Origin of the sequence: Citrobacter sp. FP75, assembly GCF_018342065.1 — a bacterium.
Lineage (GTDB): Bacteria > Pseudomonadota > Gammaproteobacteria > Enterobacterales > Enterobacteriaceae > Citrobacter.
Genome location: NZ_JAFDOE010000016.1, coordinates 1 through 9131, shown reverse-complemented (window position 1 = coordinate 9131; position 9131 = coordinate 1). Strand labels below are relative to the sequence as shown.

Here is a 9131-nt window from a genome sequence, read left to right as displayed (position 1 = left end):
TATTGCGGAAAGGAAAATTTATTAAACCATGAAAATTCAAGGGAAATAAAAAGGGCGCTGTATTCGCGCCCAAATTATTACAGGAAGAAAGGACTCGGCTGGAATAATCGCTCGACGTCGGTAATAAACTTTTTATCAGTCAGGAACATTATAACGTGATCGCCCTGCTCAATACGCAAGTTATCATTAGCGATCATGACGTCGTTACCCCGTACAACGGCGCCAATAATCGTTCCCGGCGGGAGCTTAATCTCGTCAATTGTGCGGCCTACAACTCGGGATGTTGTTTCATCTCCGTGCGCGACGGCTTCAATGGCTTCTGCGACACCACGACGCAATGAAGAAACGCCGACAATATCTGCTTTGCGTACGTGACTGAGTAGCGCAGAAATAGTCGCCTGTTGTGGTGAAATGGCAATATCAATCACGCTGCCCTGCACCAGATCGACGTAAGCCTTACGTTGAATTAGCACCATCACTTTCTTGGCACCCATACGTTTAGCCAGCATTGCCGACATGATGTTAGCTTCGTCATCGTTGGTGACGGCGATAAACAGATCAACTTGATCGATATGTTCTTCCGCCAGCAATTCTTGATCCGAAGCATCACCAAAAAAGACGATCGTATTTTGCAATTTTTCAGCAAGCTCTGAAGCACGCTGCTGATCGCGTTCGATCAGCTTGACGCTATAATCTTTTTCCAGCCGGCGAGCCAGCCCGGCACCGATATTACCGCCGCCCACGAGCATAATGCGCTTGTAGGGTTTTTCCAGACGCTGCAGTTCGCTCATCACGGCGCGAATGTGCTGTGACGCCGCAATAAAGAAAACTTCGTCACCTGCTTCCACAATGGTAGATCCCTGTGGGCGAATAGGTCTGTCATGGCGGAAAATAGCCGCAACGCGAGTATCGATATGTGGCATATGCTCGCGCATGGTCGACAGGGCGTTACCGATCAGTGGGCCGCCATAATAGGCTTTAACCACTGCGAGGCTCACTTTACCTTCGGCAAAATTAACGACCTGCAACGCACCAGGATATTCAATTAGCCGGTAGATGCTGTCGATAACCAGTTGCTCTGGCGCAATGAGGTGATCGATGGGCACCGCATCAGAGTGGAAGAGCTTATCGGCATCGCGTACATAATCAGGTGAACGAATACGTGCAATACGATTAGGTGTATTGAAGAGCGAATAAGCGACCTGGCAGGCAACCATATTGGTCTCATCAGAGCTGGTCACGGCGACCAGCATATCGGCATCGTCGGCACCAGCTTCGCGCAGTACGCGAGGATGAGAGCCATGCCCCTGCACAACGCGGAGGTCGAACTTATCCTGCAGACTGCGCAGGCGCTCACCATTGGTATCGACTACCGTGATATCGTTGTTCTCTCCGACCAGGTTCTCAGCTAACGTACCGCCAACTTGACCTGCGCCCAGAATGATAATTTTCATCAGTCGCGACCCGTTATCTCATCACTTTTTGATTAGCTTAGCGTAAAAGAAGCCATCACCTTCTTCTGCATCCGGTAAATTCTGGCGGCCTGGCTGTTCAGGCGTGCCGGTTTCGCTTAGTACCGCATCCGGCGTGCGCGCCAGGAAGGCGGCAATCTGCTGCTGGTTCTCTTCAGGCAGGATAGAACAGGTTGCATAAACCAGCGTGCCGCCCGACTTCAAATGTGCCCAGGTTGCATTCAGGATCTCTGCCTGCAGTTGTGCAAGGTCGGCGATATCCCGGTCGCGGCGCAGCCATTTAATATCCGGATGACGACGAATAACTCCAGTGGCCGAGCAAGGTGCATCCAGCAAAATGCGATCGAATTGTTGTTCGCCGCACCATTGTTGCGGATAACGACCATCACCCTGCTTGACGGTGGCCTTCATGCCCAAACGCTTCAGGTTGTCGTAGACGCGAGACAGGCGTTTTTCGTCTACGTCGACCGCCATTACGTTTGCATTCGGGGCTACTTCCAGAATATGTGTCGTTTTTCCACCTGGTGCTGCACATAAATCGAGAATCTGCTCATCATTTTTCGGCTGCAGATAGCCCACGCAGCCCTGAGCGGAAGCATCCTGGACGGTTACCCATCCCTGCTCGAAACCGGGTAGCGCCAGAACTGACGTTGGGGTTTCCAGACGTACGGCATCCGGGTAATCCGGGTGTGGGAAACCGGTAAGACCGCTTTCCGCCAGCAGGTTTAACCAGGCGTCGCGCGAGTGGTGGTTACGGTTAACGCGCAACCACATTGGCGGACGCTGGTTATTAGCCTCAAGAATGGTTTCCCACTGTTGTGGGTAGGCATTCTTAATACGTTTCACTAACCAGGAAGGATGTAAGAAGCGCAGTTCGCTTTGTGCAAACTCGGTTAGCAGCTCTTCCTGGCGGCGCTGAAACTGGCGTAATACACCGTTAATCAGGCCTTTCAGCTGCGGGCGCTTGATAACGACCGCACCTTCCACTGTCTCAGCCAGTGCAGCATGGGGAGGGATACGGGTATGCAGCAATTGGTAGAGCCCGACCATGATCAGGTAGTGGACCGTACGCTGTTTGCCCGTCATCGGGCGCTCCATCAGCTGTTTGATCATCCACTCAAGTTGGGAGAGCGTGCGCAATACGCCGAAGCAAAGCTCCTGTAGCAGCGCCTTATCTTTATCGGCGACTTTCTGCTGCATGGCAGGCAGCACGTTGCTTAACGACTGCCCCCTTTCGACAACCTGTTCGACGGCCTGAGCCGCCATACTGCGTAAATTTAGATTTTTTTTCATAACCGCAAAAATAAAAATGCCCGGAAACACCGGGCCTTGAAGAGGTGAACCGTCAGAGCAGACAGTTTCCAGGAATGAACCATTCCCGGCGTGAATTCAACAGATCCTGCGCGCTCATGGCTTTTTTACCGGCTGGCTGCAAAGTGATGAGATTCAGGATGCCGTTACCTGTTGCAACTTGAATACCATGGCGAGTTGCCTCCAGAATCGTTCCTGGCTCGGCACCTGCAGGTTTATCAATCACCGTAGCCTGCCAGATCTTGACCGGCTGTTCATCGATGACGATGTAGCTCATCGGCCATGGATTAAAGGCGCGGATACAGCGCTCCAGCTGAGCGGCGCTAAGTGTCCAGTCCACCCGAGCTTCTTCTTTACTCAGCTTCTCGGCATAGCTCACCAGAGATTCGTCCTGGACTTCAGGCTTCGCCGTGCCCGTTGCCAGCAGGTGCAGCGTGTGCAGCAGACCCTGCGGACCGAGCTCGGCTAGCTTGCTGTAAAGGCTGGCGCTGGTATCTTCTGCTGTGATTGGGCAGGAGAGCTTGTGCAGCATATCGCCGGTATCCAGACCGACATCCATCTGCATGATGGTCACGCCGGTTTCGGTATCGCCAGCCCACAGTGAGCGTTGAATAGGTGCCGCACCACGCCAGCGTGGAAGCAGCGAACCATGAACGTTGATGCATCCCAGACGTGGCATGTCCAGCACGGATTTTGGCAGAATCAGGCCATATGCAACTACTACCATTACATCTGCGTGCAGGTCAGCAACCAGTTGCTGGTTCTCCTGGGGACGGAGAGAGACAGGCTGAAAAATCGGTAACCCTTTTTCTTCCGCCAGCACTTTTACCGGGCTGGGCATCAGCTTTTTACCACGTCCCGCAGGGCGATCCGGTTGGGTAAACACGCCGACGATGTTATGTCCAGAAGTTAACAACGCGTCGAGATGACGCGCTGCAAAGTCAGGTGTACCCGCAAAAATAATACGTAGTGAGTCTGACACGTTGATTCTTGTCCTTAAGGTCGGGTGTTCAGGCGGTCGAGTTTTTCAACTTTCTGACGAATGCGTTGTTGCTTCAATGGCGACAGATAATCAATAAACAGTTTACCGACCAGGTGGTCCATTTCGTGTTGTATGCAGATAGCTAACAGGCCATCGGCTTCCAGTTCAAAGGGCTTACCCTCACGATCGAGCGCGCGAATTTTTACTCTTTCAGCCCGCGGCACTAATGCACGCTGTTCGGGAATAGACAGGCAACCTTCTTCAATGCCGGTTTCACCGTCTTTCTCTAGCAGTTCTGGGTTGATTAACACCAGACGCTCATCGCGGTTTTCAGAGACATCAATAACAATGATACGTTGATGAATATCGACCTGAGTTGCCGCCAGGCCAATACCTTCTTCGGCGTACATCGTCTCGAACATATCATCGACGATACGCTGAATTTCTGCATTTACTTCTTCAACCGGTTTTGCGATTTTGCGAAGACGCTCGTCCGGGATATGTAACACTTGCAAAACTGACATAGTTATCCAGAGTTGTGTTCAGGAGTTGGAAAGATTATTACCTCTATTCTAGACAAAACCCCCTCTGATTGACAGCATCAGTGACCAATCGCAAAGATTGCTAAGACTGCTTGTGGCAGGGGAATAGGGATGACCCATACCGAGATTTGGTTACGTTTAGCACGGGTAAGTGAACTGTACGGTGATGAGATGGTGCGCCTTGCGCATTGGCTTATTGCTCAACCGTATATTGATGATGCGACACTGCAGTATGCCGGATTCTCTCCTCGCCAGATCGCACGTTTTTTAAGCTTTTCTGAAATTGAACTGGAAAAAACGCTGCGCTGGCTGGAGCTACCACAGCACCATGTCGTTTTTGCCGACAGCGCACGTTATCCACCGCAGCTTCGCGCCACGGAGGATTACCCTGGACTTCTCTTTGTTGTTGGCGATCCTAACTGTTTACACTCTTTTCAGATTGCTGTTGTGGGAAGCCGGCAACATTCCTGGTATGGAGAACGCTGGGGGCGATTATTTTGTGAGAAGCTTGCCGCTTGCGGAGTGACAATCACCAGCGGACTGGCGCGGGGGATTGATGGTGTCGCACACAATGCGGCGGTAAATATGAACAGGACAAGTATTGCCGTGTTGGGGAATGGCCTGGAAACCATTCATCCACGACGGCACGTTCATCTTGCCGAACGTCTGATCGAGGCAGGAGGTGCGCTGGTGTCTGAGTTCTCTTTGGATATGCTCCCTTTACCCCGCAATTTTCCGCGACGAAATCGCATTATTAGTGGTCTAAGTAAAGGAGTCCTCGTTATTGAAGCCGCTCAGCGTAGCGGTTCGTTGGTGACTGCTCGTTGTGCACTGGAGCAAGGACGGGACGTTTTTGCTTTACCTGGGCCGCTAGGGAACCCTGGTTGTGAGGGACCGCATTGGCTTATTAAGCAAGGAGCAATACTGGTAACGGCTCCAGAGGACATTCTGCAAAATTTGCAATACAGGTTACATTGGTTGCCAGATGAGCCTGAAAATTCAATTTATTCACCAGATCACGAAGAGGTGGCATTGCCATTTCCTGAGCTCCTGGCTAACGTAGGAGATGAGGTAACACCTGTTGACGTCGTCGCTGAACGTGCCGGCCAACCTGTGCCAGAGGTAGTGGCTCAGCTACTCGAACTGGAGTTAGCAGGATGGATCGCAGCTGTACCCGGCGGCTATGTCCGATTGAGGAGGGCAAGCCATGTTCGACGTACTAATGTATTTGTTTGAGACATATATCCATAACGAAGCGGAGCTGCGTGTGGATCAGGACAAACTGGAACGGGATCTTACCGACGCTGGTTTTGATCGTGAAGACATCTACAACGCGTTACTGTGGCTGGAAAAACTTGCTGACTATCAGGACGGCCTTGCCGAACCCATGCAGCTAGCATCTGATCCTCTGTCTATTCGTATTTATACGGCGGAAGAGTGCGATCGACTGGATGCGAGCTGTCGGGGGTTCCTGCTATTCCTGGAGCAGATCCAGGTGCTAAACCTCGAAACGCGAGAAATGGTTATTGAACGTGTACTCGCGCTGGATACAGCAGAATTCGATCTGGAAGACCTGAAGTGGGTGATCCTGATGGTTTTATTTAACATTCCCGGTTGTGAAAATGCGTATCAGCAAATGGAAGAATTACTCTTTGAAGTGAATGAAGGTATGCTGCACTAATGGATCTTCATTCAGTATGAGTTGTTATGGCTAAATCAGCACTGTTTACGGTGCGTAAAAACGAGCCCTGCCCACAATGCGGGGCTGAACTGGTTATTCGCTCCGGGAAGCATGGCCCGTTTCTCGGCTGTTCACTGTATCCGGAATGTGACTATGTCCGTCCGCTAAAATCTTCTGCGGACGGACATATTGTCAAAGTTCTGGAGGGTAAGCTCTGTCCTGCGTGTGGTGCTGAACTGGTGCTGAGGCAGGGACGATTCGGTATGTTTATTGGTTGTAGCGATTATCCTGTATGCGGCCATACCGAACTTATCGACAAACCTGATGAAACGGCAATTGTTTGTCCGCAATGCCAGACGGGCCATCTGGTCCAGCGGCGTTCTCGTTATGGCAAAACTTTTTACTCCTGCGATCGCTATCCGGAGTGCCAGTTTGTCATTAACTTCAAACCTCTGGCTGGTGAGTGTCCTGAGTGTCACTATCCGCTTCTCATCGAAAAGAAAACCGCACAGGGTGTGAAACACTTTTGTGCCAGTAAACAATGTGGAAAGCCGATTTCGGCGGATTAAAAAGTGAATAATAACCTGCCCACAGATCCCATCGCTGCTGCGATAGCGGTTCTGAAACAAGAAAATGTCATCGCCTACCCAACTGAAGCTGTTTTCGGCGTCGGCTGCGACCCAGACAGCGAAAAGGCGGTTACCCGTCTGTTGGAACTAAAACAGCGCTCAATTGATAAAGGCTTAATTTTGATTGCGGCGAATTTTGATCAGCTCAAGCCGTATATTGATGGCAGTGTGCTCACCGATACTCAACGTGAAGCTGTTTTCGCACGTTGGCCGGGGCCTGTCACCTTCGTTTTTCCGGCATCTGCAACTACGCCGCGTTGGTTGACCGGTCGTTTTGATTCGCTGGCCGTGCGCGTCACGGATCACCCGCTGGTGGTTGAGTTGTGCCAGGCTTATGGCAAACCGTTAGTTTCTACCAGTGCTAATTTGAGTGGTTTACCTCCTTGCAGGACGGTAGAAGAAGTACGCGCGCAGTTTGGCGCAGACTTCCCCGTTGTTGAAGGCGATACCGGGGGGCGTTTAAATCCTTCGGAAATCCGCGATGCCTTAACGGGTGAACAATTTCGACAGGGGTAATATGAAAGAAGCCTATGCTGTTTTTGGCAATCCAGTCGCACACAGCAAATCACCTTTTATTCATCAGCAATTTGCTCGGCAGCTGAATATCGATCACACCTATGGGCGGGTGCTGGCGCCTGTTAATAATTTTGTGAATACGCTGAATACCTTCTTTGCCGAGGGGGGGAAGGGGGCCAATATTACCGTTCCCTTTAAAGAAGAGGCGTTTGCGCGGGCTGACGAGTTAACCGAGCGGGCATCGCTTGCCGGAGCGGTAAATACCCTTAAACGTTTGGAAGACGGACGTTTACTGGGAGATAACACCGATGGAATCGGTTTATTAAGCGATCTGGAGCGTTTAGCTTTCATTCGTCCCGGAGCACGTATTTTGCTTATTGGGGCTGGCGGGGCGTCCCGCGGGGTATTGCTACCTCTCCTTTCAATGGACTGTGCGGTGACTATCGTAAATCGTACCGCCTCGCGCGCAGAAGAACTGGCTCAGATCTTCTCCCATACCGGTAGCGTGCAGGCCGTGGGGTTGGATGAGCTTGAGAACAACACCTTTGATCTTATTATTAATGCGACCTCCAGTGGGATTAGCGGGGATATCCCGGCTATTCCCGCATCGCTGATCAACAGCTCTGTTTATTGCTACGATATGTTTTATCAGAAAGGAAGTACGCCGTTTTTGTCCTGGTGTGTGTTACAAGGAGCAAAACATTGTGCTGATGGGTTGGGAATGCTGGTGGGGCAAGCGGCGCATGCTGTTTTACTCTGGCATGGCGTACTACCGAAGACGGAACCCGTCATTAAACAGTTGCAACAGGAACTCTCTACATGAACCAGGCGATCCAGTTTCCCGATCGAGAAGAATGGAAAGCGGATATAGATGCTGTTGTTTTTCCGGCGATGGTACAGGGTATGCAGCTAGCGTGTGTCATCAATGGTGAAGTGCTGGCGCGTCGTTTTGGCGGCGACACGCCTGAACAGTGGCTGGAAATTTTTCGGAAACATCGTTGGGATCTGGAAGAAGAAGCCGAAGCATTGATCCAGGCCCAACAGGAAGACGTTCACGGTTGGGTCTGGTTATCCTGACTTAAATACTCGTCTTTCCATTTCACATAGTTGTTAGCCGAGTACCGCAGGCCCGCTTTTTCTTCATCGCTGAGTGGGCGGATCTGCTTAACGGGACTGCCCAGATAAAGATACCCGCTCTCCAGACGTTTGTTTTGCGGAACCAAACTTCCCGCACCAATCATCACGTCATCTTCTACAACGACGCCGTCCAACAGAATCGAGCCCATGCCGACCAAAACTCGGTTGCCAATGGCGCAGCCGTGCAGCATGACTTTATGACCAACCGTGACATCCTCACCCACGATCAGTGGATTACCCTGCGGATTAGATGTGGATTTATGCGTGACATGTAGAACGCTGCCGTCCTGAATGTTTGTGCGGGCGCCGATTTGTACATAGTTCACGTCGCCACGAATCACAACCAGTGGCCAAATCCCGACATTATCAGCCAGGCGAACATCACCAATGACGACGCTGCTGGCATCGATCATTACGTATTTCCCGATCTGCGGGAAAAGATCCTTATAAGGACGTAGTACGTCAGACATGTTTACCTCAAAGAAATTAGAGCAGTAATGAAGACTTTGGTTGGATTATTGAGACTGTGCAAGTGATTTAGCTATCAAAAATCAGTCATATTGTGCAGGAATGTAGCGAAAGGGGTAAAAAACAGTCACTCGGTAAAAAAGATCTAAAAAACACTTGTGCTAAAAAATGGGANATCCCTATAATGCGCCTCCATCGACACGGCGGATGTGAATCACTTCACACAAACAGCCGGTTCGGTTGAAGAGAAAAACCTGAAATAAGGGGTTGACTCTGAAAGAGGAAAGCGTAATATACGCCACCTCGCGACAGAGCGCTAAAGCGCGTCGCAACTGCTCTTTAACAATTTATCAGACAATCTGTGTGGGCACTCGAAGATACGGATTCTTAACG

At 50.9% G+C, this 9131-nt stretch carries 11 protein-coding genes; 6 read left to right on the top strand and 5 right to left on the bottom strand.

Annotated features, from left to right (window positions below):
- Positions 1-77: 77 nt before the first annotated feature.
- From trkA to def, 4 genes are read right to left on the bottom strand one after another with little or no spacing between them, the layout of a single operon-like run.
- Positions 78-1454: a Trk system potassium transporter TrkA gene (gene trkA, locus JQ822_RS23715; protein ID WP_213135440.1), complete on the bottom strand. Its 1377-nt coding sequence runs from the start codon at positions 1452-1454 to the stop codon at positions 78-80.
- 21 nt (positions 1455-1475) lie between these two features.
- Positions 1476-2765 (bottom strand): 16S rRNA (cytosine(967)-C(5))-methyltransferase RsmB, encoded by a 1290-nt coding sequence (gene rsmB, locus JQ822_RS23710; protein WP_213135439.1) that lies wholly within the window; start codon positions 2763-2765, stop codon positions 1476-1478.
- A gap of 52 nt (positions 2766-2817) precedes the next feature.
- Positions 2818-3765, bottom strand: coding sequence for a methionyl-tRNA formyltransferase (gene fmt / locus JQ822_RS23705; RefSeq protein ID WP_213135438.1), 948 nt, complete (start codon positions 3763-3765; stop codon positions 2818-2820).
- A 14-nt stretch (positions 3766-3779) separates the two neighbouring features.
- Positions 3780-4289, bottom strand: coding sequence for a peptide deformylase (def, locus tag JQ822_RS23700; RefSeq protein ID WP_213135437.1), 510 nt, complete (start codon positions 4287-4289; stop codon positions 3780-3782).
- A gap of 129 nt (positions 4290-4418) precedes the next feature.
- Here def and dprA point away from each other — a divergent pair, with 129 nt between their 5' ends.
- From dprA to JQ822_RS23670, 6 genes are read left to right on the top strand one after another with little or no spacing between them, the layout of a single operon-like run.
- Positions 4419-5543, top strand: coding sequence for a DNA-protecting protein DprA (gene dprA / locus JQ822_RS23695; protein ID WP_213135436.1), 1125 nt, complete (start codon positions 4419-4421; stop codon positions 5541-5543).
- A complete protein-coding gene (smg, locus tag JQ822_RS23690; RefSeq protein WP_003031162.1) occupies positions 5515-5988 on the top strand; it encodes a DUF494 family protein Smg in 474 nt (157 codons plus the stop codon). Before dprA ends, smg begins: the two co-directional genes overlap by 29 nt.
- Before the next feature lie 26 nt (positions 5989-6014).
- Positions 6015-6557, top strand: coding sequence for a DNA topoisomerase family protein (locus JQ822_RS23685; RefSeq protein ID WP_213135435.1), 543 nt, complete (start codon positions 6015-6017; stop codon positions 6555-6557).
- A gap of 3 nt (positions 6558-6560) precedes the next feature.
- Positions 6561-7133, top strand: a complete 573-nt coding sequence (gene tsaC / locus JQ822_RS23680; RefSeq protein ID WP_213135434.1) for an L-threonylcarbamoyladenylate synthase type 1 TsaC — start codon at positions 6561-6563, stop codon at positions 7131-7133.
- A 1-nt stretch (position 7134) separates the two neighbouring features.
- Entirely contained in the window at positions 7135-7956 is an 822-nt protein-coding gene (gene aroE / locus JQ822_RS23675; protein ID WP_213135433.1) for a shikimate dehydrogenase, read from the top strand.
- Positions 7953-8210, top strand: coding sequence for a DUF1488 domain-containing protein (locus tag JQ822_RS23670; protein ID WP_213135432.1), 258 nt, complete (start codon positions 7953-7955; stop codon positions 8208-8210). The genes aroE and JQ822_RS23670 overlap by 4 nt, the downstream gene beginning before the upstream one ends.
- Here JQ822_RS23670 and JQ822_RS23665 read toward each other — a convergent pair.
- Entirely contained in the window at positions 8186-8740 is a 555-nt protein-coding gene (locus JQ822_RS23665; protein WP_213135431.1) for a gamma carbonic anhydrase family protein, read from the bottom strand. The two genes, JQ822_RS23670 and JQ822_RS23665, sit on opposite strands and share 25 nt — an antisense overlap.
- Between the last annotated feature and the right edge of the window lie 391 nt (positions 8741-9131).

Coding starts and splice junctions, on each gene's coding strand:
- trkA (WP_213135440.1), bottom strand. CDS start 1,454: ATGAAAATTATCATTCTGGGCGCAGGTCAAGTTGGCGGTACGTTAGCT.
- rsmB (WP_213135439.1), bottom strand. CDS start 2,765: ATGAAAAAAAATCTAAATTTACGCAGTATGGCGGCTCAGGCCGTCGAA.
- def (WP_213135437.1), bottom strand. CDS start 4,289: ATGTCAGTTTTGCAAGTGTTACATATCCCGGACGAGCGTCTTCGCAAA.
- dprA (WP_213135436.1), top strand. CDS start 4,419: ATGACCCATACCGAGATTTGGTTACGTTTAGCACGGGTAAGTGAACTG.
- smg (WP_003031162.1), top strand. CDS start 5,515: ATGTTCGACGTACTAATGTATTTGTTTGAGACATATATCCATAACGAA.
- JQ822_RS23685 (WP_213135435.1), top strand. CDS start 6,015: ATGGCTAAATCAGCACTGTTTACGGTGCGTAAAAACGAGCCCTGCCCA.
- aroE (WP_213135433.1), top strand. CDS start 7,135: ATGAAAGAAGCCTATGCTGTTTTTGGCAATCCAGTCGCACACAGCAAA.
- JQ822_RS23670 (WP_213135432.1), top strand. CDS start 7,953: ATGAACCAGGCGATCCAGTTTCCCGATCGAGAAGAATGGAAAGCGGAT.
- JQ822_RS23665 (WP_213135431.1), bottom strand. CDS start 8,740: ATGTCTGACGTACTACGTCCTTATAAGGATCTTTTCCCGCAGATCGGG.